Consider the following 25,390-nt stretch of genomic DNA (forward strand, 5'->3'; position numbering starts at 1 on the left):
TGTGGATCTGGCCAAATGGCACCGCTGGCAAAGTTCCCAATCCCCGGTTCGTCGAATCAAGGGGATGCTCAGTGGGTTGGATGAAACTGCTCTTTTCCTGTCGGTCCGAGGCACGTTTCCCCGGCTTCTCGTCGTCCTTGATTCAACCAAACCCACGTCCATTGCGGCCTACATGCGCCCGCTCGGATTCCTGCCCGACACGGACATTGCGGTGCTGGCGCCAGCTGATGTATCTCACTTGCTTCCCGGCAGCGGCTGGCAGACAACGCGTGTGGACCACGGCGAGGCCATCCCTGAATCCCTGAAAGCAGTCCGTGCAATGCTGGCTGCCGGAAACTACTTGCCAGCAGGAGCGGCGGCGCACAATTGGTCCATGTCGCTGGGCGCCCGATTTCTGGTTGTTCAACATGGCCTCGTGACACCACATGCACCTCCGCTTCCCGAAGGTGGCCACCTACTCGCGTTCAGCGTGGCCGACGCCGAATACTGGTCCGACGGACGGCAGGATGTGACCTTCGACGACGTCGGGTCGCAACTTCTGTGGGAGGCAGCCCAACGGCCTGCGCCAACCCAGAGCCTGACGGAACTGCCGATGTTTCTGGGCCAGCTTCACGGTGCAGAGTTGCCCAGGGTGGGTCTCGGCCGGGCGGCTTCTTCGTTTTGTCTCGCGACGGGCGCCACCTACAGGCCGCATCCATCCGAGACCGACAAGCTTTCACGCAGTCAGCACGCGTGGTGGGAAAGACGCGGCATAAGTATCGACCGTTCCGGCATGCCTTTGGTCGATGTCACGGCCCCGGTTGTTTCAGTTTTTTCCACAGGTGTCATGGAGGCCGCCGCGCGTGGTATCCCGTCCTGGGTCACTTACGTCCGCCCACCACGATGGCTAGAGGAATTCTGGGAGCGATACGGAATGTCCCGCTGGGGAGGTGAGCCGACCCCCGCACCGGCCCGCCCCGATGTCGAGCCGGCATTGGCCATAGCCCGAATTCTCGAAGAACTTATCGGAGGCCCCTCATGAACATACTTTGCGTTATACCGGTCCGCGGCGGATCAAAGGGCATCCCACGGAAGAACCTTCGTGACGTCGGCGGCAAACCCCTGGTCGTGTGGACGATCGAACAGGCACTCGCCGCAGCGAGCGGCCTCGACGTGCTGGTCTCCACCGACGACCTTGAGATCGCAGACGTCGCACGGGCAGCGGGCGCCGATGTCCCCTTCATCAGGCCCGCCGAACTGGCCCGCGACGAGACCGCCACTGAACCTGTCGTCCGCCACGCCATCAACTTCAGGACGTCTCAGGGGCAACGGCCGGACGCCGTGATGCTGCTGCAGGCGACCTCGCCACTACGGTTCCGCGGAACCCTGGACCGGGCTGTGGACCAGTTCCGCGCCACGGGGGTGGATTCGATGGTCGGGGTTGTGCCCCAAACGCCGTTCTTGTGGACGATGGGGGAGCCACCCACGGCCGACTACACTGTTGGGAGTCGGCCGCGTCGCCAGGACCTCCGTGAGAGCGATTTCCGCTACCGGGAAACCGGGTCCCTCTACGTGACTCGGACCGACATCTACGAACAGCACGACAACCGCCTCGGCGGCCGCATTGGACTGTTCGTTATGGCCGAGGGGGAAGGCATCGACGTAGACACAGAGCTGGACCTCTCGGTTGCCCAACAGCAAATGCTCCGCTTCCAGAAGGAAATGGGCACGGAAGAGGAACCGCGCAGATGATCGTCGAACGCAATATCAAACCCTACATTGTCTTTTCGGAAGACCCGATTCTTACCGGGCTGCAGAAGATCTCTGCCAACCAGGAGCGAATCGTTTTCTGCGTGGATGAGCACGGCGTGCTCCAGGGTTCCCTGTCCGACGGCGACTTCCGCCGCTGGATCGTGGAAAACTCGGCAGCGGATCTGACGACGCCCTGCCTGTCCGTGGCCAACCGAAAGGTCCGCACCGCACGGCACACCACCAACCCGGCAGAATTCAGCGCCTTCCTGACCCGCGGCGTGAGCCACCTTCCGCTTGTCGACCAGCGAGGCCACCTGATGGCAATCGCCATTGACCGGGCCGATGTACTGCGGATCGGCCGGCACGAAATCGGAGCGGGCAACCCGGCGTTTGTCATCGCCGAGATCGGCAACAACCACAACGGCTCGGTGGATCTCGCCAAGAGGCTGGTAGATCTGGCGGCCGATGCCGGAGCGGACGCGGTGAAGTTCCAGCTGCGTGACATGGAAGCCCTCTACCGCCAGTCAGGCGGCTCCAGCGCGGGAGAAGACCTCGGCGCGCAGTACACACTCGACCTGCTCTCCCGTGTCTCCCTGCCCGCGGACAGCCTCGTCGAGGTGTTCGACCACTGCAAGCAGCACGGTATCGACGTCATGTGCACACCGTGGGACTCACCCAGCGTGCAGGTGCTGGTGGACTATGGGATTCCCGCCCTAAAGATCGCCTCTGCCGACCTGACGAACCACGAGCTGCTGAACGACGCCGGAAGCCGTGGCCTGCCGCTGATCCTGAGCACCGGCATGTCCCGGGAAGACGAGATCCGCCAGACGGCGGCATTGATGCGGGGTCTGGGAGCGAGTTTCGCCATGCTGCACTGCCAGTCCACCTACCCGGCGCCCTTCAAGGACGTCAACCTGGCGTACATGGACCGGCTCGCGGAGATCGGCGAATGCGTCGTCGGCTACTCCGGACATGAGCGTGGCTACCACGTGCCCGTTGCCGCCGTGGCGCGTGGCGCCCGCATCATTGAGAAGCATTTCACCGTGGACACCTCCATGGAGGGAAATGACCACAAGGTCTCGCTCCTGCCGGACGAGTTCGCGCAGATGGTCCAACGTATCCGTGAGGTGGAGGAATCCATCGGCGAGAGCATGCCGCGTGAGGTGTCCACCGGCGAGATGATGAACCGAGTGACTCTCGCCAAGTCGCTTGTGGCGGCCCGCCCCGTGGCCAAGGGCCAGGTGCTGAGCGCTGAGGACGTGGTGGTGAAGAGCCCCGGCCGCGGACTGCAGCCGAACGCCTTGCCGCTTCTGCTGGGCAGGACCATGCGGCGTGACTTCGTGGGGGGTGACTTCTTCTTCGCCGGCGACCTGACGGATGAGGTTCCCACCGGCCGCGACTTCGACTTCGGCCGCCCCTGGGGCCTGCCGGTCCGGTACCACGACCACGCCGCCCTCATCGAGGACTGCACCCCGGACTTCCTGGAGTTTCACTTCTCCTACAAGGACCTGGAGATTGACATCGATTCCGTATTCCAGGAGCGGCTGGAGATGGGGTTCACGACCCACCTTCCCGACCTCTTTGCGGGCGATTTCCTGGTGGACCTGGCCTCAATGGACGAGCGGATCTGGGAGCGTTCCATCGTCGAGGTCCAGCGGACCATCGACATCACGCGTTCGCTGAAGAAATGGTTCACTGCGGATGATGATCCGATCATGGTCGTCACCATGGGGGGATTCACCGAGGACAAGCACGTGGCACCCACCGAGCGTCCGGCCATGTACGCGAGGGTCCACGACGCCCTGAAGCGCCTGGACACCACGGGCGTGCGGATCGCGGCGCAGACCCTCCCCCCGTACCCCTGGCTCATGGGCGGCCAGCAGTTCCACAACCTGTTCCTGGACCCGAAGGACACGGCGGAATTCGCCGCGGCCACGGGCACGAAGCTCTGCCTGGACGTTTCACACTCGAAGCTGGCGGCAAACTACCTCGGCATGCCGTTCTCCGAGGCCGTGGAGCTGATGGCACCCCACACCATCCACCTTCACCTGGTGGACGCCACTGGTGTCGACGGGGAGGGCGTCCAGGTGGGCGAAGGCGAAGTCGATTGGGCGGCACTGGCCGACCAGCTCGACCGGCTCACCCCGGACGCCCCGTTCATCCCGGAGATCTGGCAGGGCCATGTCGACAGTGGCGAAGGATTCTGGACCGCGCTGGACCGGCTGGAAAAGTGGTTCTGACTCCGTCGCCGGGCATGGGCCCGAACCGTACCGCTCTCTGGGTAGTGCCGGTTTCCGATCTGGGTGGGGTGGCGCGGCATGTCCTGGACGTGGCCCGTGTCGGCCTGCCCGCTTGGCGCATGGTCGTTCTGTGCCCCGAAGGGCCCCTGGCCGAGCGGCTCCGTGAGCTCGGCAGCGCAGTGATCGCCGCGCCATTCGGGCCGGCGGCAGGGTTTGCCACCTCCGTGGCAACACTCCGGACAAACATCCTGCGGCTCCGCCCCGACGTCGTGCATTCGCACCTGGCCTACGCCGACGTCGTGGCGGCAGCCGCGGTCTTCGGTCTGAAGACCAGGCTCGTCACCACGGAGCACGGCATAGCGCGCAACGATGCTGTATACCATGGCTCAGTCTGGAAATCCCGGCTCAAGGCCCTGATGCATCGCGTCCGGCTCCGGCGCGCGAACGCAGTCATTGCCGTCTCGAAAGCCACCCGCGATGCCATGCTCACCAAATGGAAGCCGAAGCAGGACATAGCGGTCATCCCGAACGGCGTCGACGCCGCAGATGTGAGGCGGCAGGTCGAGGCGATGCGGGCTGCCACTGGTTTACTGGAGAGTGACAGGTCTGGTTTGAGGGTCCTCTCGCTGTCCCGGCTGGCACCCGAAAAGGGACTGGACGTGTTGCTACGGGCGTTCGCCTTGGTGCAAGCGTCCGAGCCCACTGCCAAGTTGGCTATTGCGGGTGATGGGCCGGAGCGCAAGTCTCTGGAAAGTTTGTCGGCGCAGCTTGGGCTGTCCGGGGCCGTAGACTTCGTCGGCTACGTGGACCCTATCAAAGCTATGGCCGGCGCCGACGTTGTGGTGCAGCTGTCGGTCTGGGAGAATTGCTCCTACACGATTCTGGATGCCGTCAGTGCAGGACTCAGCGTAGTAGCTACCGCAGTAGGCGGGAACCCGGAGATCCTTCCGCCGCAAAGCCTGGTCAGCTGGGGAGATGCGACGGAAGTCGCATTTGCCATCCGCGCGCAACCAAAGCACCCGATCAGCTGCTCGGAGTCAATCCCCGACAGGGTGGACGTGCGTTCCATGGCCACACGTATTGGCGATGTATACAGCCGGGCAATGGCGTGATGCGTCGGAGGAGCTCTGTCGGAGTAAATGGGGCTTTTTGGGGCCCGAAGAACTCCGTCTTTGTGACGTTCCTGTTCTGCGCAATGTTCTTGGACGCAATTGCATTTCCTGGTTTGGGCATTCCCGTCAGCTCCGTTGCGGCAGTGCTGTCTGTTTTCTTCGCATTCAGTGCGCCCCAGCGGCTGCCCAAGCTTGAAGTGCACGCTCTTCCGGGCTGGTTTATCTTCCTTGTGCTTGCCATACCGTCGTGGCTGGCAGGAGTGTCAGTTGCTAGCGGATCACTGGACGTTCGGCGACTACTGAATATCGCTGTCTATTCAGTGGTAATACTTGTTCTTGCTGGTCCTAGGCTCAACGTGCGGTCCGTGGGGAGGGGCCTGGCCCTTGCTGTAGCGGTTGGAGTGACAATTGGCATCATATTGCTTCCAATGAGCAACTATGTCGGCCGAATGACGGGCCCTCTGGGTGACCCGAACTCGGCTGGGTTTCTCGTCGTGGTTTTTGCCGCACTAGCACTTCCCTCTGTAGAACGCCGCAAGTACCAGATCGGCTTGGTGGCAGTAGCCACCGCTGGAGTCTTGCTCACGCAGTCACGGACTTCGTTACTGGCCCTGGTCATCATGACTTTGTGGGTAGTGCTCAGCCGCTTCGCCAGTGCGTGGATCTCCTTGCCAGTCGTCGCTTCGGTGCTATTTTGGATAATCTCAGCGTCTGAGAGCCTGGCTGCCGATGCCTTTGCTGACCGCGCTGGGAGTGATCTGCTCCGGCAGCGCATATATGAGGTGGAGCTCGCGGACGTTGCTGTGAATCCGCTCATTGGTCAGGGGGCCGGCACCGCCAAAGTCTCGATGGACGGCATGACCTTTTTCTTCCACAGCTCATACTTAGCTCTCAGGGCTGAGGCCGGATGGATAGGCTTCCTCATCGTCATCGCACTACTGGCAGTAGTCTTCCTCAGGCTTCTCTCGCTCCCCCGCATCCACCGAAACTACTTCTACGAGGCCGCCCTAATCGGTGTTGCCGTATGTGCAGTGAATCTCGGTGAAGTCCTGCTGACACTGCCCGCGGCATTTGCCGTAGGACTCTCCATGCGTTATTTGATTCGAACGCGAACGCATTCGGTCAACCAGGGCCTGCTCGATGCGCGGGGCGCTGGGCATTTTGCTTCAATCAGAAGTGCCCAAACATGAGTATCGCGCACGCCAACAAGGTGTCCATCGCCGCGAATAATGGTGATATTGGCGGCGGGGAGGTTATGTTGCTCGCCCTGGCAGAAGAACTGACGCGTCTCGGGATAGCGGTCACGGTTGTAGGGCCGAACAGTCCCGCTGGACTCGTTGACGCAGCCCGGGACCGGGGCTTCGACACAGTGGTGCTCGAAGGGGACACACGCGTCAGGTACCTACGTGCCCTGCGCAGGTGGGATCGCCGCCACAGGAGTGGTGTCCTCTGGTGCAATGGGCTGCTGCCTGCGGTGGCAACCGCTTGCCACCGCAACCGTATAGTGCACTTGCATCAGCGTCCGCGACGTAAGCAGAGACTTCTGGCCAAAATCGCGAGGTGGCATTCAATGGTCACGCTGGTCCCTTCAGCGGACACGGCAACGGCAGTTCCAGGATCCTCCGTTCTGCAGAATTGGGTGCCTGGCATCTGCGAAGTCGATGAAGCGCCCCTTCACAGGGACCCATCGTCACCCGTCAAGCTGGGATTCCTCGGTAGACCATCGACCGACAAAGGGGTTGAAATCCTTGCCGAGGCAATTCACATCTTGGAGCGAGAGTCGCCTGGCCGCTATCGCCTGGTGTTGGGCGGGGAATCGCGATTTGTCAGCGACACCTCGCGGAACGCAGTTGAGGCAGCGCTCGAGAGCCTGGGTGGCCTTGTCGAAAGGACTGGATGGATCCAGCCAGCGGACTTTTTTCGACGTATAGATATATTAGTTTGTCCGTCGATCTGGCCGGAGTCCTTCGGATTGGTCGTTGCCGAGTCCATGTCGGCACGTGTACCTGTTGTAGTCAGCGACGCCGGCGCCTTGCCCGAGGTAGTCGGAGAGCGGCACCCTTGGATTTCCCGAGCGGGTGACGCCGACGACCTGGCACTTGCAATCAGACGATCGACGACGAGTGACCCGTTGGTGATCGACCGTGCCTATCAGCGATGGAGCGCGATGTGGTCCCCTGAGGCGGGCAGGAAACGCTTGGCCGACCTCCTCCAGAGCCTGCAAATGCTAGGGCGACAGCTATGAGAAGGGACACAGGGGCGGTTGTCAGCACAACTTTCAAAAATCTTGTGTCGGCCGAACGGCGTGACGGCTTCCTGGATGCCGCGCGCGGTCTGGCGATGGCAGCGATTGTTCTGGGCCATGTCCAAGTGGGCGTCTCTGACGCTGGAATCGAAGGCGCGAAGTTTGGAGGTTTGAATTCTGCCCTGTACCTGGTTCACGTGCCGCTCTTTGCTTTCGTATCAGGCCTGATGTTGGGCGGCTCAGCGGTACGACGTTCTCGCTGGCCATTCTTGGCAGATCGTATCGGCACGCTCCTCTGGCTCTATTTGGTGTGGACCGCCATACAGGGCGGGTTCGAGCTAGTGGCGAATCCACTTCGGAACAATAAGACGTCCATCGAGTCCGTTCTTGACTTGTGGACTCCAATTGGTCATCTGTGGTTCCTTACCTGGCTGGCCATAAGCACGGCGGTCGCCTTGATGATCCGCCCTTGGCATGGGGGTTTGATCCGATACGGCATCGTCTTTGTCGTGGCTGCGCTGAGTTTCGTTGCTTGGGGGTACGAGGGAGCCACTGTGGTCGAGCGCGGTATAGCGCTCATCGGGGTTTATCTAATGGGAGCCGCCCTGACATATAAGCGGTTTGTCCGGATCGCGGGCCGGATCCACACGACGTCTTTGGCCGTCATCGTCGCTGTGTCGAGCTGCCTGTTTGCCTTCACTGTGGCTGTCCCCCACTTCTCGACGCCCTCGTCACTCGATAGCGCCCGGACCGTGGCCAGCGTCGTTTGGGGAGGCACTGGCACATTGACAGGTATAGCTGCAGTCATAGGTCTGGTGCTCCTGCTCGACCGGATCGGCATACGACTGCGTTTGCTCCAATGGGTTGGACGGAATACGATGCCAATCTTCTTGCTGCACATCATTTTCGCTGCTGGAACACGGGTTCTGCTTCTCAGACTGGGGGTCCACGAAGCTGGAATCCACGTTGTGCTGGGTACTGTTGTGAGCGTTTTCATCCCACTGCTCTTGTCAGGGTTGCTCAACAAGGTTCCAGGCTTGCTGTCAGCACCGTGGCGGGCACCCAGTATCGCGGCGGCTGATTCTGATTCACGAATGAAGGAAGGTAAACCATGAGTGGAGCCCGCGGAGCCGCAATTGTCGTTCCGACTCGGGGCGGAGCTCAGAGACTCCCCGTGTTGCTCAACGCGCTCTCCCTTCAAGACACCACGGACTTTGAAGTGGTCGTGGTGCTGGATGGGGATATTGATAACTCTGAAGACCTTCTGCGACGGACCTCCGAGGAGACATCGTTTCCGCTTCGTTGGGTTGTTTTTCCGGAGAACCGTGGTCGCTCGGCTGCCCTCAATGCCGGCTTTTCTGAATCAAGCGGCGATGTCCTGATCCGTAGCGACGACGACTTGGAGCCGCGCCCGGATTTCGTGTCTGGCCATATCAAGCGACATCGGACCGCCCGAAACGGAATCGTGGGTCTTACGACCAACCGGTTCCCCCCCACAGCATATGCACGCATCTATGGAAACAAGACTGACGAATTGCACCGTGCAGAGGCGTTGGCATCTTCACCAATTACTCATTGGCGTCATTGGTCTGCAAATGTGTCGGTTACACGTGACGTACACGAGGACGTGGGTGGCTATGATGAGCGCTATCGTGCTTATGGCTGGGAAGATGTCGACTACGGCTACCGTCTTCACCTGGCCGGCATTCCAATTGTCATTGCCCCGGAACTCATGTCGGTTCATCATGCAGCATCCACAACGACCGTCATCAGGTCTGCGCGGGCCCTTCACTCTGGCGCTGCACGAGACGCCTTTCTGGAAATCCACGGGCGTGACGCTCTTCCGGAGCCAGCTGGCAGCGGTCTTTGGGGGCGTATCGTGTGGGCGGCCAGCAGTGTGGCGACGGAAAGGAGTATTCGAACCTGGTCAGCAGGTATAGATCGTCTGGCCGACTCGCTACCACGGCCGGTGGCGGAGAAACTGATTGCTCTGGCTGTGGAATCGGCCGGACTTGCGGGCATCCGTTATCCTGAGAGGGCTCGGAGCCGCTTCTAGTGAAGTCCGGCCCGTCAAAAACTCTCCCGGGGGGGAACTGAACAATGGTTGGACGCGAACCGGTCGTGGCTATTGCGCATGACTATTTGACCCAGAAGGGTGGCGCTGAACGCGTCGTCCTTGCCATGCATCGGGCGTTTCCGGAAGCGAAGATCTACACGACGCTGTATCACCCTGAAGGCACTTATCCGGAATTTGGGGACGCCCAGATCGTCACATCGTCGCTCAACCGAATCCCCTACTTCAGGAAGAACCACCGGGCTGCCCTGGCTCTGCTGGCTCCGGCATCGACGGGGCTCAGAATTCCGGCGGACATTGTGTTGTCCTCGTCCAGCGGCTGGGCGCACGGCTTCACGACATCAGGAAGCATGTTTGTCTATTGCCACTCACCGGCGCGTTGGCTTTACCTGACCGAGCAGTATCTGGGCAAGGCCCAGATACACTCGCCCATGGCGCTTGCCGTCAAAATGATCGCCCCAGCTCTCCGGCGGTGGGATCGCCGTGCTGCGGCTCGTGCGGACATGTATGTGGCGAACTCGACTGTCGTCCAGGCACGGATCAAAAGCGTCTATGGCATGGACGTCGACATTTTTCACCCCCCGCACAGTGTAGATACTGCCGGCGATCTGAAAGCGATCAGCGGGCTCGAGGACTTTGTGGGCGCGGGGGGACACTACCTCGTTGTCTCCCGGCTGCTGCCCTACAAGAACGTGGATCAGGCCATTGAAGCCTTCCGTGGCTCCGACGAGCGGCTGCTCATCATTGGCGCCGGCCCTCTCGCAGCCCAGCTTTTGGCCGCCTGCCCGGCCAACGTCCGGATCGCCTCAGACTTGAGCGAGGCTGAAATGCGCTGGGCCTACTCCTCGGCCAAGGCCGTGATCGCCACCTCCCACGAAGACTTCGGCATCACCCCGCTCGAGGGCGGCGCCTGGGGCAAACCCACGATTGCGCTGCGAGCCGGCGGCTACATGGACACCATCGTGGAAGGCGTCACCGGCGCCTTCATCGCCGAACCGACAGCCGAGTGCATTCGCGATGCTGTCCGGGGTTTCCGCGCGGAGGACTGGGATCCGCAGGAAATCAGGGACCACGTGGAGAAGTTCTCGGAGCAACGGTTCCGCAAGCGGCTGCGTGCGGACGTTTTCGCCATGGCCAGGAAGAACGCCCCCGTCAATTAGCTCCGATCAAAAGTCGGGGGGTGTCCCTATGCTTTTAGTCAAGCTGCTTGGGGAGTCTTTTCTTGGAAGAGGGTTCCGTTCTTGAGCATCGCGAAGATGACGTCGCAGCGGCGCCGGGCGAGGCAGATGATGGCGGCGTTGTGTTTCTTCCCTTCGGCGCGTTTCCGCTCGTAGTAGGCCTTGGAGAGCGGGTAGTGGCAGGAGGCTATCCATGCGGACCGGAAGAGTGCGTTCTTGAGTTCTTTGTTGCCGGAGCGGGCAGGGAATTCGCCGCGGATGGAGGTACCCGAGCGCCGTGTGACCGGTGCGATGCCGGCGTAGGCGGCGAGGTGGCCGGAGGTGCGGAAGCTGCTCCCGTCGCCGATGGTCAGGAGTATGGTCGCTGCGGTCTTGATGCCGACTCCCGGTACGGACATCAAGACCTGGGAAAGAGGGAAGTCGTCCAGGAGCTTTTCGACTTCTTCGGCCACGATGGTCCGCTGGTGTTTGAGTTCCTTGATTTGGGCGGCGACGCGCGGGATGACGAGTTCGACGGCTTCGGTTCCGGCGACGGTTACCGTTTGCTCGCCCAGGGCAGCGAACACGGCGTCGATGAGCGCGGTTGGGTCTTTGCGGCTGTGGTTGCGGGCCCAGCGCAGCACGTTCCCTCGTCCGGCGGCACGAAGACCGGTCGGGCCCGCATATTTGATCAGCAGTTCCAGGACCAGTGGACGGGTCAGGACGGTGCCGGGAAAGGCGCGCTCGAGGGCCGGGAAGATCTGCAGCAGCAGGGACCGGAGCCGGTTGATCGCCCGTGTGCATTCGTGGGTCAGATCCGTATCAAACCCGGAGAGCACCTTCAGCGCCGAGAGCACCTCGCTGTCACGATCGACCGCGCGCAGGGTGTGCGGCATCGCCCGGGCTGTCTCGGCGATGATGAACGCGTCCCGGGCATCAGTCTTCGATTTCCCGGGATACAGGTCCGCCGCTTTGCGCATCGCCTGGCCCGGCAGATAGGCGACTTCGCAGCCGCAGTACCGGGCCACTGCCACGGGCAGCGCGCCAATCGTGTTCGGCTGGTCCACGATCATCAGCACGTTCCCATGCTGCTGCAGCGTCATGAAAAGCTCCCGCAGCCGGGCTTCGTCCTGCGGCAGCGGCTTGTCAAAGAGACGTTCGCCGGCGCGGTTCAGCGCGGTGGCGTGGTGGTCGCTCTTGCCGACATCGAGTCCGCAGTAAACGTCGAATCCCTCATCCATACCGGCGCTCCTTTGCACCATTATATGGCCGCAGTCACGACACCCGATGCCGGCACCCACGTTACAAAGAGACCTGGGCGCTACCGCCCGGCCGTGTCCCTATCAGCGGTCAACAAGTGCCTCCGAACCCGGCGACAACACCCCCCGGATCATCAGTGACAGGGCGAGAAAGTCATCCCGGGTCCAGCGACCATGTCCCCGGCGATCGGGGACCCAATAAATGTAACGGGCTTCGCTACCGCGTATCCAAATCCTCAAATACCAGAAACGTCTGTGTGTCCAGCACACCGGGCATGGACTGCAGCTGGTCAAAGATCACTCGGCGCAGGTCGATGTTGTCCACGGCGCGCACCAACAGGATGACATCGAAGTCCCCGCCCACTAGGGCGATGTGGTGCACCTCCGGAATGGCGCGCAACAGCTCGCGGAGCTCCCGCCAGGAATGCTGGCGCACCTTCAGGGTCACGTAGGCCGAGGACTTTAGACCGGCTTTGATCGGATCCACCAGCGCCGTGAACTTTGTTAGCACGCCCTCACCGGTCAGCCGGGCAATCCGCGTATAGGCGTGGGCACGCGAGATGTGGACGTTCTCCGCTACCTGAGTGACGGACATCCGGCCGTCCCGGGTCAGCTCCGCAATGATGTTCCGGTCCACGTCATCCAGCGGCACCGCCGTCTGGTCCGCCTCGTCTTCTGCCATTCGTCCACAACCCCCGCCGGTAATCCAGATCATACTTACGATTCGTCTTCCAGATTAGGGTAGATTTCCGGATTTCTCCACGATTTCCGCCGGAGCTGGATACGAAACATCGTCCGGCGCCATAATTAAAACGAATAGTGGCTACAGAAGGACGGACCAATGACGATCTCCGCAGACCACACTGCGCAGCACCCGGCAAGCGAGGACCCAACACCAGGCTCCGCGGTACCCGGCAGTGCGCCGGAAGACGCCGCCAGCGAGGCCTTCCGCAAGTTCGGCATCACCGTCGAGGACTACATGCTGCCCGCCCGGCACCAGATCCAGATGGTCGGCCCGGACGGCACCCTGAATGCGCACACGGAACAAGGCACCCAGCCCGGTCACGAATACACCCTCCCCGGCGACGGGGAACTGATGGCCGCCTACGAGCAGCTCGTCGTCGGACGCCGCGTCAACGACCAGAACTCCGCCCTCGTCCGGCAGGGCCGCATGGCCGTCTACCCGTCCAGCCACGGCCAGGAGGCCTGCCAGGTCGCCGCCGCCCTCTGCCTGTCCGAGGGCGACTGGGTGTTCCCCACCTACCGCGACTCCGTGGCTGTGATGGCCCGCGGTGTTGATCCGGTCCAGACCATGACGCTCTTCCGCGGCGACTGGCACGGCGGCTATGACCCCTCCAAGCACAAGGTCGGCATCCAGTGCACCCCGTTGACCACGCAGCTGCTGCACGGTGTCGGAGTGGCCCACGCCGCCAAGCTGCGCGGCGAGGACACCGTCGTCCTCGCCATGTGCGGCGACGGCGCCACCAGCGAGGGTGACTTCCACGAGGCGCTGAACTTCGCCGCGGTGTTCCACCTGCCGGTCGTGTTCTTCGTCCAGAACAACCAGTACGCGATCTCGGTGCCGCTGGCGCACCAGTCCGTCGCCCCATCGCTCGCCCACAAGGCCGTGGGGTACGGCATGGCAGGGGAACGCGTGGACGGCAACGACATCGTCGCCCTCCTCGCGGTGCTGGGCCGCGCCGTCCGGCTCGCCCGGGAAGGCTCCGGCCCGCTGCTGGTGGAGGCCCACACCTACCGCATGCAGGCCCACACCAACGCCGACGACGCCACCCGGTACCGCCAGGACAGCGAAGTCGCCGAATGGGTCGCCAAGGACCCGCTGAGCCGGATGAAGTCCTACCTGACGGGCCGCGGACTGCTCGACGACGAACGCGCCGCTGGGATCGCCGAGAAGGCCGAAGCCGTGGCCACCCAGCTCCGCGACGGCCTGAGCGAGGAAGTCCCGGTAGAGCCGCAGGATCTTTTCAAGTACGTCTTCTCCACCCCCACCCCACAGCTGAAGGAACAGTCCGCCATGCTCGCCGACGAACTCGCCCGCGAGGCCTCCTCGAAGACGGAGGCCGCGAAATGAGCCCCACCGTCACTTCCTCGTCCGAGGCGAACGGCAACGTCAGCGCCGCCACCGCCCGCGCCGCCGCCACGGCGGCTGCGGCGGCTGAGCAATCGGGCCCCCAGACGATCACCCTCGCCAAGGCGTTGAATACCGCCATGGCCGACGCGATGCACGCGGACCCCTCGGTCCTGGTGTTCGGCGAGGACGTCGGCATGCTCGGCGGGGTCTTCCGGATCACCGACGGGCTCACCAAGACCTTCGGGCAAGGCCGCTGCTTCGACACCCCGCTTGCCGAGTCCGGGATCGTGGGCATGGCCGTCGGCATGGCGATGAACGGCATGCGCCCGGTCATCGAGATGCAGTTCGACGCCTTCGCCTACCCGGCCTTCGAACAGATCGTCAGCCACGTCGCCAAGATGCATAACCGCACCAAGGGCGCGGTCAAGCTGCCCATGGTCATCCGGGTGCCCTACGCCGGCGGGATCGGGGGAGTGGAGCACCACTGCGACTCCTCCGAGGCCTACTACGCCCACACCGCCGGGCTCAAGGTCTTCACCCCAGCCACCGTCGCCGACGGCTACCGGATGCTCCGCGAGGCCATCGAATCCGATGATCCGGTGATGTTCATGGAGCCCAAGAAGCTCTACTGGTCCAAGGATCAGGTGGACCTGGACGCACTCCGCGTCGAGCACGCCGAGAACACCGCACGCGGGACCTCCTCCGAGGGCCGCGCCGCCGTTGCCCGACCCGGTACCGACGCGACACTCATCGCCTATGGCCCGTCCGTCCCCACCGCGCTGGCAGCTGCCGCGGCGGCCGCCGAGGAGGGACGGTCGCTGGAAGTGATCGACGTCCGCTCGATCGTGCCGTTCGACGATGAGACGGTCTGCGCCTCGGTCCGCAAGACCGGCCGCGCCGTCGTCATCGCCGAGGCCCACGGCTTCGCCTCGGTGGCCTCCGAGATCGTCGCCCGGGTCCAGGAACGCTGTTTCCACCACCTGGCCGCACCGATCCGCCGCGTCACGGGCTTCGATGTCCCGTACCCGGCGCCGAAGCTCGAGCACTACTACCTGCCCGGCGTGGACCGCATCCTCGACGCCGTTGACGACCTCCAGTGGGAAGACTGACCATGAGCGAACCGAAAGTATTCCTCCTCCCGGACCTCGGCGAGGGACTCACTGAAGCCGAACTCGTGAACTGGCTGGTGGCCGTGGGCGACGAAATCCGTGTCGACCAGCCGATCGCCGAGGTCGAAACCGCCAAGTCCATGGTCGAGGTGCCCTCCCCGTACGCCGGCACCGTTGCCGTGCTGCACGGCGAACCCGGCCAGACCCTCGACGTCGGGAAGCCGCTGATCTCCGTGACTCCGGTCGGTGCCCCTCCGGTTGCGCCCGCTGCCCCTTCGGTGGAGCCTGCCGAAGCCGAAGATGCCGCCGCGGAGGCGTACCGCGAGGAGGAAAAGGCCGGCTCGGGGAATGTCCTGATCGGATACGGGACTCCGGGCGGGCACGGGGTTGCCCGCAGGACCCGGCCCCGGAAGTCCTCGGCCGTAACTGCCGTGGCCGAGCCGGCGGCTCAGGTGTCTGCAGCCGACAAGGCAGCGGATGACCTGCTGCTGATGCGGACCCGGGTGCCCGGAAAGCTGGGGGCTGTTATTTCCCCGCTGGTCCGGCGGATGGCACGGGACCACGGGGTCGACTTGGGCGAGCTCCAGGGGACCGGGGCCAGCGGGCTAATCATGCGCCGCGACGTCGAGGCGGTCATCAAGCCCGCGGTGGTAGAGCGTCCGACCGCACCTGCCGAGACCACGCGAGTTCCGACCACGGGTGACGCCGATGCCCGCACCGGGCTGGGCATCACCGGGCGGACCGCCGTCCGCGGCGTCCGGAAGGCCGTCGCAGCGAACATGACCCGCAGCCGTTCCGAGATCCCGGAAGCCACGGTGTGGGTGGATGTTGACGCCACCGCCCTGGTGGAGATGCGTGCAGCGCTGAAAAAGGCCGACCCGCACCACGCCCCGGGCCTGCTGGCCTTCATCGCGCGCTTCGTCACCGCCGGGCTGAAGAAGTTCCCTGAACTGAACACCCGGATCGTGACTACCGAGGATTCCACCGGCGGAGCCTCGCAGGAGATTGTGGCCTTCGACGGGGTCAACCTCGGCTTCGCGGCCCAGACCGACCGCGGCCTGATGGTGCCGTCGGTGCGGAACGCTGACAAACTCAGCGCCCGTGAACTCGACGCGGAAATCCGCCGGCTCACCACAGTCGTCCGCGACGGCAAGGCCAGCCCGGCAGAACTGGGCAGCGGCACCTTCACGCTGAACAACTACGGCGTCTTCGGGGTGGACGGCTCCGCCGCCATCATCAATCACCCCGAAGTTGGAATCCTTGGCGTGGGGCGCATCATCGACAAGCCCTGGGTGGTCAATGGCGAGCTCGCCGTCCGCAAAGTCACCGAGCTGACGCTCACTTTCGACCACCGCGTCTGTGACGGCGGCACCGCCGGGGGATTCCTGCGCTACGTGGCCGACGCGATCGAGAACCCGGGGTCGGTGTTGGCTGACATGTGAGGGCTGATGAAGTCACCCTCATCCGGCAGGCCAGTTTCACGGAGCTACGTCAAGTCGTGCAATCCCACACGCTGGGGCACTCAACCGGTCTTTCCTTGTGAACTCTGTGACCGTTTCCCGCCTGATGCCGAAGAAGCGGAGGTGGCAGGCGCTGCGTGCGCTTGGCCTCGACGTCGAGTTCAGCTCGATCACGCCGGGCTCGTTTGGCAGCAAGAATGTGAGCATCGGAGAGCGGACCTTCATAAACCAGGAATGCTTTTTCGACGCGTTCGACAGCATCACGATTGGCAAGGACTGCTCGTTTGGTCCCCGCGTCACCGTGCTGACGAGGTCTCACGAGATGGGTCCTGCCACGCGCCGGGCCGGGGCGACCGTAGGCGCTCCCGTTGTGATCAAGGATGGCTGCTGGATCGGCGCTTCCTCGACGATCTTGCCGGGAGTGACCATCGGGAGCGGCTGCATTGTCGCCGCTGGTGCGGTCGTGACGTCTGACTGCGCTCCCGATGGTGTCTACGCCGGCGTGCCTGCCCGGCGTGTTCGTGATCTTGAGCCAGCGCCCGTCCCTAGCTGAAAGCGAGCGCCGCGTTTGCCGGTTGCCGTCCCGGCTGGAGTGAGCGTAACAGGGGTTCCGCGCCCGTCTGGCAACCACCAGTCCATCAGGTGGGTGTTGCCGCTCAGTGGCGGGCGGTCCGGGATCGCGCCAACGTTCACCCGGGCGCTGGTTGTCGTCTCAACCCGGGTCTTACTTGCCCCTGAGCCAGTCGCACGAAACCGTCGCCGTCCAGCTCATCGGGACACCCTGCGGCGTGACAGGGACAGTGACGTTCTCTTGGTTTTGGGCCGTGCAGTCTCTGTTGGCTTCCTCGATAGTGTTTGCCCACTTTGGCCCGTGAGAGTTCCATGAGTCGCCGGGTGAGTCAGCTGCCGCGCCGGCCACCATCAGGCCCACCATTCCCCAGCCCGCGAGCCGCCCTATCGTGCCGGCCGCGATTGCCCAGGGGGCCACGATGAGCAGCGCCTGGGCGACAAGCGTTGCCGGGAGTAGCGCGTACCTCGACGCCGCGCCCACGCTGCCTTCGGTTGATAGGGCGATTACGTCCAGCGGCGCAAAAAGGAGCGTAGCGCACAGGATTGCCATGCCTGCGAGGACCATGATCACGGCCATCGCGTAGCTTGGCCGAGAGGCGCGCTTCCACGAGAGCGCGACCACGGCCAAGGGCACCAATAGTCCCACTAGAACGAGGTAGGGCCCGGCTATGTTGATCGCGACCTGCGCTCCGTTTTGTCCGATGATGGCCTCCAGTGGACCGCGCACGAGGGCCTGGGCAAAGAACTCGACTGGGTTACCTGTGATGTATCCCCAGTCCGCTGTTCGGGCGCTTGAATTCATCAGCACGAAGTGAAGGATCCCCGCCGCGATGTAAGCCGCCGGGACGAGCCGCCCCCATCCGCGAAGGACGATCGCCCGCCACAACGCAATCGGCAAGAGGACGAGAGCTAGAGGATCTGAGCAGGCCGCCACAATTGCGAGCAGAGACACTGCCAATGCTGGCGCCGGTTTTCGGAAGTTTCCCAGTAGCACCAACAGCGCAGCCACGTCTGTAAACCAGCGCATATTGGTGAGATTTCCGAGCACTTCATGCTGCCCTACGCCGATGAAGAGGAGTACGGCAGCCGCTCCTAGCGCCCACTTCCATGACTTGGCGTAGGGGAGGAATACGGCAAAAGCCACGGCAGCCAGGATGCCCCGGAATGCGGCCATCGAAACGCCTACGCATCCGGCAAACATGTCGGCTGGGAGCGCCGTGCCACAGGTCGCGGTGACCAGTCGGGGGCCCATATGGAGGTATCCGGTGTAGGTCTGGAACAGGCTGCCCCACCCGTCCCGCAGGAAGTCGGTCAGAAAGATCAAACCGTCTTCCTTGTGAAGGTACTCAAGCGTCCAGCCGGTTAGCCTCGGGAGGCCCAGGTAAACTACTCCGGCCATGATCACGATTACCGCTGCCGCCCGTGCCCGGTTGTCCTGCGGCCACGCGCTTACCAGGTTCATAGAACCCATCAATATCCCCCAACACATTCTTAGTCCGCCGTCACGAGTACGTTACCGGACTCACTGCTTCACCCCGGCTTCGTGCCGGGGCATGAAGCCGGGGTTGACTAGGTGTAATTCCCACGGACGTTCTGGGCAGTCAGGCCGGTCCCGCCAGCCTCGCCCTTGAGGGCAAAGGTGGCAGTAAGCGCCTCACGTGCCGCCGGTGAGCTTGTGGGCGAGTCCCTATTTCTTGATTCGGGAGGTGAACATAGACCACGCCTCAGCCACACGCCCTGACAGTTCCGCCAGATAGTCCATCAGGTTAGGCTCGCGTTGCAGAGCCATGCGCAGGTGGTCCCGGTTGGCAAAAATGCTGGACAGCAGGACCTTGGCGCGGCCCCGCAGCGAGGTTTCGGCCCGTGTACGGGCCTTCAGGAGTTCCATACGGGAACCTCCAGCGGACAGGACGGACCAGACATCGTGCCCCGGGTGGTCCTCAAAGTATGCCAACGCGCCCGTTGCCGCTGCGAAGGCGAGCCCGGCGCCGTAGCGCTCCGCCTGCATCTGCAAGACGTCCCAGTTCTCTGGAAGCAGAGTTTCACGCAGATGCCGCACGTCGCTGGTTCCCCGGTATGGATCGCGTGCGGCGTGGAGCACTATCAGAAGTGCCTGGTGATGGGTCTTTGGAACAGTGCACTCAACGGCCGCAATTAGCTGGGTGGTCCTGTACCGCCACAACTCCTCAAAAAATTCTCCGGGAGGTAGCTCAACGCCAGGAAACGAACGGTGGATGTCGACGTATCCCCATGTATCGTGCCACAGGGTCATTGCGTGCTGGAAGACAGATCCGGTCGTGAACCGGGTAACGGTCCTCCAGCCCCTGGCCTGCAGGGCCTCAATAAGCTTCGAGACGTGTTCAGGATGGATCAGGACGTCGACGTCGGAGCTCACGCGCCCCGGGTGATATAGCCCGTCGTCCGCGGAATATCCCTTGATGTGCAGTAGGCGCACGTCATCTTTCTCCGCCACCCGCTGCATCAGAGCGTGCCCCAGGCGAATCCGCATTTCTGATGGTAGCCCAGCTTCCATACCTGATTGGGCGGCCTTGTTCAGGCTCAATCTCCTGCTCCGGACCGCGACGCGAGAGCGGACGGAACAGCAGGACGCCTGCCATTCATCTCCACAGCCAACTCATTTGCTACCACGCCCTTCATTCTAAGGTCGTTGATGTCCCATCGGGCCGCACTCGTCATGCTTGCCAGCCCAAGGAAAACACAAGGTTTGCGCCTGTAGTATGTCCGGCATGGGGAAAATGTCTACACTCAACGACCGGGACAACCGCAGACTTCGACGACTTCAACTGGCCGGGAACATCGCGTTGTCCCTCTGCGCGGCGGCAGTCGTCGCGATTCTGGCCTGGGTGTTCGTTCTCGGGTAATCCCTGGACTTTCGGATCTCAGCTTCCGGCCTCAAAGCCCTGCGGGTTCAGACTTTGCCAGCGCCAGTGGTCGGCACACATCTGGGCCACGTTTCGTTGGGCCGACCATCCCAGCTGCTGGTGAGCCTCGGCCGCGTCCGCGTAGCTTACGGCTGCGTCGCCGCCCCGGCGGGGCGCGAACTCGTAGGGAATGGACTGCCCCGAGGCGGTGCCGAACGCCCTGATGACTTCCAAGACTGAGGATCCGAAGCCGGTCCCGAGATTCCACCGAAATGTGCCCGTTTTGCCGCCCAGGTAGCCAAGAGCGGCCAGATGGCCTTCGGCTAGGTCCATGACGTGGATGTAGTCCCTCACACCGGTTCCGTCTGGAGTCGGATAGTCGTTCCCGAACACCATGACCTTCTCACGGCGCCCCACCGCCACTTGGGCCACGAACGGAACGAGGTTGTTTGGGGCGCCCTTCGGGTCTTCGCCAATCCGGCCGGACTCGTGGGCGCCGGCCGGATTGAAATAGCGAAGCACCGCTATGCTCCACCGCGGATCGGCGCCGCTAAGATCGGAAAGGATATCTTCAATCTGTTCTTTGGTCCGGCCGTAGGGGTTGGTCGCGTCAAGTGGCAGGGACTCGGAGAGCGGCACAAGCTCCGATGCGCCGTAGACCGTGGCGGAGGAACTGAAGACGAGCTGGCGCACTCCGGCCTTCTCCATGCTGTCGAGCAGGTTCAGCGTGCCAACAACGTTGTTTCGGTAATACATCAGCGGGCGCTCAACCGATTCACCCACAGCTTTGAGCCCGGCGAAGTGAATAACGGCGTCGAAGCTGAATTCGGCGAAGACCAGGTCGACGGCGTCGGCGTCGAGAAGATCACCTTCGCGGAAATCGACAGTTCTGCCGACGAGCTCCTCGACCCGCCGGACTGATTCGGCACTGGAATTTGCCAGGTTGTCGAACACGACGACATCGTGCCCGGCCTCCAGAAGGCACAGAGTTGTGTGTGATCCGATGTACCCGGCGCCCCCGGTGACCAATACCTTCATGGGGCTAAGCTTAGGGCCGATGCCGGTATTCAAAAAACAGCCGGCCGGGGATGATTAACGAAAACTTCTTCCGGCGACACGCCGAATTGACAAAGCCTGTCGAAGCCGTGACGCGCCTGTAAAGTCCATCGTGTTTGGATATGAACGTTCCCACCGCGGGGCTGCCGTTTGACTGGGCGCTGAGTCGCAGCCCGAAGACCGGAAGCCTTTCCACCTCCTGGAGGTTCTACTGTGGCTATCAATGACTTTATCTCCGGACTCGGCATGCTTCTTGGAAGCTTGGTGCTTCCTATGTCGGCCATCTACCTGGCGCTGAACCTGCGGCGCAGGGCTCCGGCGGCGCCGGTCCTCCGGCGTCTGGGTTAGAAGGAGCCTGCGCCCGCCAGGATGTGCCATTCCCTAGGGGTGTGGTGACTGACGCAACCGGTGTGCTCGGCATTGCGACCTCCCAAAAGTGCCCTGTTTCCGGCATTTCCTCAAGCCTTTGAGGCAGCCGTGGGTAGAATCGGGGACTGAACATCGCAACAACAACGCCGGAAAACGGAGATTCAATGTCACGATGGCTCGAGGTTGGCCCGGACAACTACGTTCTGACCACCCAAGGTTCCCTGCTCAACACCGGCCTGGTCGTCGGCTCCGAACGCGCCATGGTGGTGGACACCGGCTGCGGACCCCGGCAGGGGCGCGAGATCCTCGACGCCGTGCGGGAAAAAACGCTGCTGCCCCTTGTCGTCGTGAACACGCACGCCCACTACGACCACTTTTTCGGTAATGCCGTGTTCGCTGATGCGGGCGTCACCGAGTTTTGGGCGCACGAGAACTGTGCCGCGGAGATCGAGGAGAACGGCGACAGCCAGCGTCGCCTCGTGGCCGGGCTCGAGCCCGAAATGTCCGCAGGGGAGGGCCCCAACGTGGAACTCGTGGTCCCCAACGCGATCGTGAAGGACCAGCCAGTTCTGGTGGATCTTGGCGGCCAGGCCGTTACTCTCTTTCACTTGGGCCTCGGACACACCGACGGGGATCTCCTGGTGGGAACGGCCACGACCCTCTACGCCGGCGACCTGGTCGAGCAGGGCTCACACCCTTCCTTTGAGGATTCCTACCCCGAAGAATGGGCAGGCGTCCTTCGGCATATCTCGGCACTGCGCCACAGGTACGAATTCCTGATTCCCGGGCACGGAGAACCGTGCAGCGACCAGTTCGTTAAAACGATGGCCAACACCATGACCACGGCAGTGCGGCAGGCCACCCAGGCGACACGGGAGACACCGGACGACGCCACCAAGGCCATCCCGATCCTGCCCTACGGGCCGGAGCAGTCCCGCTGGTTCATCAAGCGCCTGCAGGAGACCCGGGCGCACCACTGACCCTTTGGTCATGAACAAGCAACAGCACGGTATAGGGGCCGGAGAACTCAGGTATTGACTACGCGTGTGCAGCATCCTCGCAGTCGATACTCTCGGCACTAATCCGGACCTGCCCTTGGCCCAACCGGGTTGGTGGGATTGCCTCTGCGTTTTCTGCGGGGGTGGACTGCTACCCCCGGTGTCTTCAAGACCAGTTTCCCGGGAGACCCTCTCGTCGTGGGATCGGGCTGGTGCAGATGGATCTGAATGCGTACAGGTTTCCGAAAATTCGACAGTTTGTCGAGAAAACTTCCACCCTACTGGTCGCCGTCGCCTTCCTGCTCCTGAGTAGTAGTCTGGCAGTTTTCCTGGCCGTTCAATCTCCTGCCGACATGGCAACGGTGACGGCCTCCCAGAGCCCTTCGGGCACAGTGGTTGATGCCACTCGGCAAAGAACGGACCCGGCCACCGCGGCCGCAGCGCCAACACTTACCGCTGTAGCCGTACCCGAGGAGAGTCGGCCCCCGGAGGCTTACGGCCTGTCTCCTGAGCAGCCTCCCGTGGAAGCTACTGCCCCGATTCCCGCGGAAGCCGTGGCTTCGGCTTCAGAAGCTCCACCTCCACCGATGGACCCCGCCGTCAGCGTCGGTGACAGTAATCAGTACGTTGTGGTCGCAGGCGACACCGTCAGCGCCATTGCTTCGCGCTTCGGAGTGGACGTTTACGCCATGTTGGCGGCCAACGGCCTGGGTGTCTACTCAATCATCCTGCCTGGCCAGACGTTGAAGCTGACGGGTCCCCCGCTCGTCGTGCCCGTCGAAGCTCCCGCCGTGCCGGCGCAGGCTCCCGCGCAGGCCGCTGTAGCTCCCGCGCAGGTTGCTGCCGCCCCCGCAATGCGAACCATCTATGTGGCGGGCTCTGGTGGCCAGCCCTTGGTCGACGCTTGCATCGGCCCAATCCACTTCACGCCGACTGACGCATATTCCCTGTTCATCACCGAACATGATTTTTGCGGTGGCTGGGCGCGCTTTTCGGGGATCGGTGTCGGTGAAACCGTGAAACTCTCGGGTATCGGCACGTACACGGCAACAGGCCGCGCGCAGGTCTTTCAGGGAGGCACAACCAGTGACGTTGCTGCCGCGTTCGGAGGCTTTCCCCGCGCGGTACTGCAAACATGCATCCCCGGTACGAACCAGATGCTTGTGATCGCTTTGAACTAGACCAGACCTTTGCTGGTCTAACCGCGGGTCTGGTTGTCTCACTGTGCTTAGGGAAAATTGACCGGTTCGGGCCGCCGAGCATGTGCCGGTCCGTTACCCACACCCTATTCCCCTAGAATTGGTGTTTGGACCTTTTCAAACGAGCGCCGCAGCGGTCCGCGCGGTGAGTCCTAGGGGGACACGTATGCCCGAACCGGTGGACAACACATCAGCCGACCCTGCCCTGGAGGCAGAGCAACCCGAGCTCCGGCGCCGGCGTGACCGCCGAAGCGGCGATGACTCCGACCCCCGGACAGGAACCATGCCTACCATCACCCCTGACGACATTGACAGCCCACCGGCGCGGACAGTCCGCAGCAGCTCTTGGGCTGAGGCTGCCGCCGCAGCGGATGCCCCCGCGGTACCGAGCCGTGCTCCGCAGGACAGTGCGCCCATCACATCGGTTCCCCTTGACGCATCCACCACGAACGCGGTGACGCCGTCTCCCTCGCGGACGGCCGTGCCCGCCGCGCCCGGAACCTCACCCTCTGTGCCGCCCCGGCCGCTCCGGTCGAGTCGTTCTGAAAGCCGGGCGGCAGCACTTGCCGCACCCGCCCCCGATTTCATCAGCTCACCCGGCCTCTTCGTCCGCGAGCAGAAGCCCCGGCCCGTGGGCGGTTTCCGTGGCGCCCTCTACAAGATGACCGGCGGCGGCCTAAACCTGGGTCCGAACGCCCGGCAGCGTGAGGAAGACGAACTGGCCCGCCGCATCTCCCGCCAGCTCCAAGGCAGCTACAACACCGCCGTGCTGAGCCTCAAAGGCGGCATCGGCAAGACTTCCACCACGGTCGGGGTCGGACTGACCTTGGCGGAGTACCGCGGCGACCCGCCGTGCGCGATCGACGCGAACCCGGACTCTGGCGACCTCGTGGAGCGTGCTCTCGGCGAGGGTATCTACCAGCAGCAGAGCCCGCGGACCATCACGGACCTGCTCAAGAACATCGAATCCGTCGACTCTCTCACCGCCCTGGCCCGGTACATGCACCATGCCGGCCGGCTGCACCTGATTGCGGGCGAACAGGATCCCGAGGTCTCGGACTCCCTGACGGCCGAAGAATACCTGCGAATCCGCAAACTCATCTCCGGCTACTACTCGGTGGCCCTGACCGACTGCGGCACCGGAGTCACGCACAACGCCATGAGCGGCATCCTGCAGTCCGCTGACAACCTCATCATCGCCGCCGGCTATGCCGTCAGCGGCGCCAAACGCGCCCGTAGCACCCTGCACTGGCTGGCCAGCCACGGCTACGAGGAACTCGCCCGCAACGCAGTCGTGGTCATCACCGACAAAGATGAAGTCTCCTCCCGGGTGGACAAGGACGCGATCGAGGACCATCTCTCCGGCATCTGCCGCCAGCTGATCGCCGTCCCGCACGACCGTGGCGTCGCGGACGGTGACTTGGTCACCCTCGATGTGCTGCGGCCCGAAACCCGCCGGGCCTACAAGGAGATCGCCGCCGCCATTGTGGACGGCTACGTCTAGGTCAGTTCAACCGCCGGCGTGTGACCTGAGCTGACAGTCTGCTGGCTCAGCACCCGGATCAAGTGGAAAGTCTGCGGAAAACCTTGGCAAAAGTCGACCAACTCCTTGTTAGCATCGATTTGGACGCGGAGATCGCGGTCTCAAAATCTCCACGTTCGGGCGCTTAGCGGTCGACGCTCGCGACTAGGACGCCCGAATGACTACTGTGCCTCGACCCTATTCCCTTGTCGTCTTAGCGGGAGTTCTCGCGTTGGTAGGCACGGCCCTGGTAGCCATTCCAGCCGAAGCTGAATCAGTGCGCCCGCTGCCGGCCGCGCCGCACCTGACTGCATC

22 protein-coding genes are annotated in these 25,390 nt (G+C 63.1%); 17 read left to right on the plus strand and 5 right to left on the minus strand.

The window, feature by feature from the left end; all coding sequences use genetic code 11:
- Position 1 precedes the first annotated feature (1 nt).
- The 9 genes from AC1MFL_RS12995 to AC1MFL_RS13035 all read left to right on the plus strand — a co-directional run bounded on the left by AC1MFL_RS12995 (position 2) and on the right by AC1MFL_RS13035 (position 10,562).
- On the plus strand, positions 2–1,021 hold the full coding sequence (locus AC1MFL_RS12995; RefSeq protein WP_479810279.1) for an RNA-binding protein: 1,020 nt from the start codon (positions 2–4) through the stop codon (positions 1,019–1,021).
- Positions 1,018–1,731 (plus strand): acylneuraminate cytidylyltransferase family protein, encoded by a 714-nt coding sequence (locus tag AC1MFL_RS13000; protein WP_479810280.1) that lies wholly within the window; start codon positions 1,018–1,020, stop codon positions 1,729–1,731. Before AC1MFL_RS12995 ends, AC1MFL_RS13000 begins: the two co-directional genes overlap by 4 nt.
- A complete protein-coding gene (locus AC1MFL_RS13005; protein WP_479810282.1) occupies positions 1,728–3,971 on the plus strand; it encodes an N-acetylneuraminate synthase family protein in 2,244 nt (747 codons plus the stop codon). Before AC1MFL_RS13000 ends, AC1MFL_RS13005 begins: the two co-directional genes overlap by 4 nt.
- 44 nt (positions 3,972–4,015) lie before the next feature.
- On the plus strand, positions 4,016–5,083 hold the full coding sequence (locus AC1MFL_RS13010) for a glycosyltransferase (protein ID WP_479810284.1): 1,068 nt from the start codon (positions 4,016–4,018) through the stop codon (positions 5,081–5,083).
- Positions 5,084–5,511: 428 nt separating this feature from the next.
- Positions 5,512–6,273, plus strand: a complete 762-nt coding sequence (locus AC1MFL_RS13015; RefSeq protein ID WP_479810286.1) for an O-antigen ligase family protein — start codon at positions 5,512–5,514, stop codon at positions 6,271–6,273.
- Complete coding sequence (locus AC1MFL_RS13020; RefSeq protein WP_479810288.1) at positions 6,270–7,328, plus strand: glycosyltransferase family 4 protein; 1,059 nt, start codon at positions 6,270–6,272, stop codon at positions 7,326–7,328. Before AC1MFL_RS13015 ends, AC1MFL_RS13020 begins: the two co-directional genes overlap by 4 nt.
- Positions 7,325–8,443, plus strand: a complete 1,119-nt coding sequence (locus AC1MFL_RS13025; protein ID WP_479810290.1) for an acyltransferase family protein — start codon at positions 7,325–7,327, stop codon at positions 8,441–8,443. Before AC1MFL_RS13020 ends, AC1MFL_RS13025 begins: the two co-directional genes overlap by 4 nt.
- The gene (locus AC1MFL_RS13030) at positions 8,440–9,384 is read left to right on the plus strand and encodes a glycosyltransferase family 2 protein (protein ID WP_479810292.1); all 945 of its coding nucleotides are present in this window, start codon (positions 8,440–8,442) and stop codon (positions 9,382–9,384) included. The genes AC1MFL_RS13025 and AC1MFL_RS13030 overlap by 4 nt, the downstream gene beginning before the upstream one ends.
- A 44-nt stretch (positions 9,385–9,428) precedes the next feature.
- Positions 9,429–10,562, plus strand: coding sequence for a glycosyltransferase (locus AC1MFL_RS13035; RefSeq protein ID WP_479810294.1), 1,134 nt, complete (start codon positions 9,429–9,431; stop codon positions 10,560–10,562).
- 38 nt (positions 10,563–10,600) lie between these two features.
- Here the strand turns inward: AC1MFL_RS13035 and AC1MFL_RS13040 are convergent, their stop codons facing one another.
- Positions 10,601–11,800: an IS110 family RNA-guided transposase gene (locus tag AC1MFL_RS13040; RefSeq protein ID WP_479810296.1), complete on the minus strand. Its 1,200-nt coding sequence runs from the start codon at positions 11,798–11,800 to the stop codon at positions 10,601–10,603.
- A 235-nt stretch (positions 11,801–12,035) separates the two neighbouring features.
- Positions 12,036–12,500, minus strand: a complete 465-nt coding sequence (locus AC1MFL_RS13045) for an Lrp/AsnC family transcriptional regulator (protein WP_479810298.1) — start codon at positions 12,498–12,500, stop codon at positions 12,036–12,038.
- Positions 12,501–12,659: 159 nt separating this feature from the next.
- On the opposite strand from AC1MFL_RS13045, the gene pdhA reads away from it, so the two are divergent.
- The 4 genes from pdhA (at position 12,660) to AC1MFL_RS13065 (ending at position 17,032) form a co-directional block, all read left to right on the plus strand.
- Positions 12,660–13,910, plus strand: coding sequence for a pyruvate dehydrogenase (acetyl-transferring) E1 component subunit alpha (pdhA, locus tag AC1MFL_RS13050; RefSeq protein ID WP_479810300.1), 1,251 nt, complete (start codon positions 12,660–12,662; stop codon positions 13,908–13,910).
- Positions 13,907–15,019: an alpha-ketoacid dehydrogenase subunit beta gene (locus AC1MFL_RS13055; protein ID WP_479810302.1), complete on the plus strand. Its 1,113-nt coding sequence runs from the start codon at positions 13,907–13,909 to the stop codon at positions 15,017–15,019. Before pdhA ends, AC1MFL_RS13055 begins: the two co-directional genes overlap by 4 nt.
- A 2-nt stretch (positions 15,020–15,021) precedes the next feature.
- Positions 15,022–16,461, plus strand: a complete 1,440-nt coding sequence (locus tag AC1MFL_RS13060; protein WP_479810304.1) for a dihydrolipoamide acetyltransferase family protein — start codon at positions 15,022–15,024, stop codon at positions 16,459–16,461.
- A 97-nt stretch (positions 16,462–16,558) separates the two neighbouring features.
- A complete protein-coding gene (locus AC1MFL_RS13065; RefSeq protein WP_479810306.1) occupies positions 16,559–17,032 on the plus strand; it encodes an acyltransferase in 474 nt (157 codons plus the stop codon).
- Positions 17,033–17,203: 171 nt separating this feature from the next.
- Here AC1MFL_RS13065 and AC1MFL_RS13070 read toward each other — a convergent pair whose 3' ends face one another.
- Together AC1MFL_RS13070 and AC1MFL_RS13075 are read right to left on the minus strand one after the other, a co-directional pair.
- A complete protein-coding gene (locus AC1MFL_RS13070) occupies positions 17,204–18,511 on the minus strand; it encodes a hypothetical protein (protein ID WP_479810308.1) in 1,308 nt (435 codons plus the stop codon).
- 225 nt (positions 18,512–18,736) lie between these two features.
- Positions 18,737–19,612: a nucleotidyltransferase family protein gene (locus AC1MFL_RS13075; protein WP_479810310.1), complete on the minus strand. Its 876-nt coding sequence runs from the start codon at positions 19,610–19,612 to the stop codon at positions 18,737–18,739.
- Positions 19,613–19,796: 184 nt separating this feature from the next.
- Here AC1MFL_RS13075 and AC1MFL_RS13080 point away from each other — a divergent pair, with 184 nt between their 5' ends.
- Entirely contained in the window at positions 19,797–19,931 is a 135-nt protein-coding gene (locus AC1MFL_RS13080) for a hypothetical protein (RefSeq protein ID WP_479810312.1), read from the plus strand.
- An 18-nt stretch (positions 19,932–19,949) separates the two neighbouring features.
- Here the strand turns inward: AC1MFL_RS13080 and galE are convergent, their stop codons facing one another.
- Complete coding sequence (galE, locus tag AC1MFL_RS13085; protein ID WP_479810314.1) at positions 19,950–20,969, minus strand: UDP-glucose 4-epimerase GalE; 1,020 nt, start codon at positions 20,967–20,969, stop codon at positions 19,950–19,952.
- A 551-nt stretch (positions 20,970–21,520) separates the two neighbouring features.
- Here galE and AC1MFL_RS13090 point away from each other — a divergent pair.
- The 3 genes from AC1MFL_RS13090 (at position 21,521) to AC1MFL_RS13100 (ending at position 25,057) form a co-directional block, all read left to right on the plus strand.
- Positions 21,521–22,336: an MBL fold metallo-hydrolase gene (locus tag AC1MFL_RS13090; RefSeq protein ID WP_479810316.1), complete on the plus strand. Its 816-nt coding sequence runs from the start codon at positions 21,521–21,523 to the stop codon at positions 22,334–22,336.
- A 236-nt stretch (positions 22,337–22,572) separates the two neighbouring features.
- The gene (locus AC1MFL_RS13095; RefSeq protein WP_479815456.1) at positions 22,573–23,535 is read left to right on the plus strand and encodes a LysM peptidoglycan-binding domain-containing protein; all 963 of its coding nucleotides are present in this window, start codon (positions 22,573–22,575) and stop codon (positions 23,533–23,535) included.
- Between the two features lie 649 nt (positions 23,536–24,184).
- Positions 24,185–25,057 carry a MinD/ParA family ATP-binding protein gene (locus AC1MFL_RS13100; protein ID WP_479810318.1) on the plus strand — a complete coding sequence of 291 codons (873 nt, stop codon included), beginning with the start codon at positions 24,185–24,187 and terminating at the stop codon, positions 25,055–25,057.
- Positions 25,058–25,390: the final 333 nt, after the last annotated feature.

The organism is Arthrobacter sp. BG3, assembly GCF_056680185.1.